The 1,621-nt window shown below is 42.1% G+C and carries 2 protein-coding genes; both read right to left on the bottom strand.

Annotated features, from left to right (window positions below; translation table 11 throughout):
* Positions 1-91: 91 nt before the first annotated feature.
* The gene (rsmA, locus tag G3KMM_RS02330; protein WP_129605063.1) at positions 92-877 is read right to left on the bottom strand and encodes a 16S rRNA (adenine(1518)-N(6)/adenine(1519)-N(6))-dimethyltransferase RsmA; all 786 of its coding nucleotides are present in this window, start codon (positions 875-877) and stop codon (positions 92-94) included.
* A gap of 9 nt (positions 878-886) precedes the next feature.
* A partial coding sequence (locus G3KMM_RS02335) for a resuscitation-promoting factor (RefSeq protein ID WP_195157082.1) occupies positions 887-1,621 on the bottom strand: 735 nt, incomplete at its 5' end.

The raw sequence follows: 1,621 nt of genomic DNA on the forward strand, positions 1-1,621 counted from the left end.
ATTGGATCCATTTTGTTCCTTTGATTAGATAAAATATTAGATAAACGCTTATGTTTATCTTAGCATAATTAGCCGATCTCAACAACTTGGACTAGATTTTTTGAGCAAAATCGTAAACTTTTTGCCAATCAGAAAGAGTGAGATCAGAAGGGCGATAATTCTCTTCCAAACCTAGAGTTTGATAGAGCTCTTTAATTTCTTCACGCGATTTTTGAGTAATATATGGAAGACAAGTGATTAGTTTTTTACGTGGATTCATAAAACACTGCTTAATAAAGCGTAAAACCTCCGGATTTACAATAGGCTGCTTACGAGGCATTAACACTACAGAAGCTGAATCAACTTTGGGTGGTGGCGTAAAGAGGCTGCGGTCGACAAAAACTCCTGGATAGACATCGGCAAAATTAAGGACGGCAAGGGTGAGATAAGTATATCGCCCCACATCCAAAAGTAGGCGATCTGCGACTTCTTTTTGCATAAGCAAAACAATTTTCTCTGGTGGATTGGAGGCGGAAATTAATTTCTGAATAATTGGGCTGGTGATGTAATAAGGAATGTTGCCAACCGCAACATATGGCTCTTTGATTTGATTGAGATCAAATTGAAGAAAATCTTGATGAATAACCTGGAGATTTTTACCAGGAAAAGAATTTGGAAGGTTGGTGGCAAGTTTTTCATCATATTCGACAGCAAGAACTTTTGGAAAGCGACGCAGCAGAGAGCTAGTGAGAGTACCGAGGCCTGGACCAATTTCAAGACAGAGGGGCTGAGGAGTTTCCGGATCATCAGTATCTATCACTGCACTTTCAGCGATTTCTTCAAGAACTGGTCGGTTTTTGAGCCAGTTTTGTCCAAGGTGTTTTTTATTCTGTAACATCAGTTTCTCCTAGTACCAGTGGCGTGATTGCCAGAAGCTCCAAGCCTGGCTCCAACCACCATAGCGCCCAGTCACATAGCCGATCATCCAGCGAATTTGAGTGACTGGGTTGGTTTGCCAGTCTGCACCAGCACTTGCCATTTTGGAGCCTGGAAGCGCTTGCGGAATACCATAAGCACCACTGCCGGCATTCGTAGCGTCAAATCGACAACCAGATTCACGATAGATTAAGGTGAGAGCAACATGAAGATCCGCTTCGGAGACACCAGCGGCACGTGCGTAGGAGGCACAGGCTTCCCATTCGGGAGGAACTGATTTTTTCATACCAACTGCAGTAACGCGATCGACTGGGTTTTTAACAGTTTCAGAACTGATTAGTTCACGAGAAACTTCTTTACCATTAACAAAATTTACACGGTAGACAGAATTCTTACGACCTAATTCCCCAACCTGACGAAGATTGGTCTGACCGGTAGCAAGTGAAGCATCGCTAATAGTTTTTTCAGCGTATGGAATGTCTTCTTCGATAGTAATAGTGCGACCGCCATTACGAGTGAGTTGATAGGTGGTAGCGATACCTGATTCAAGGATATTTTGACCAGATATTAAATTAAGTTCGTCACCATCATAAATAGTAATGCCAGCATCACGGGCAATTTCTTTTGGATCAAGATTGGCAGACATGATGAATTTACTGGTGGTGCCTGCCTTAATAATAACTGGACGAGAACGATAAATATTAAT

The organism is Candidatus Nanosyncoccus nanoralicus (assembly GCF_004138405.1).
GTDB lineage: Bacteria > Patescibacteriota > Saccharimonadia > Saccharimonadales > Saccharimonadaceae > Nanosyncoccus > Nanosyncoccus nanoralicus.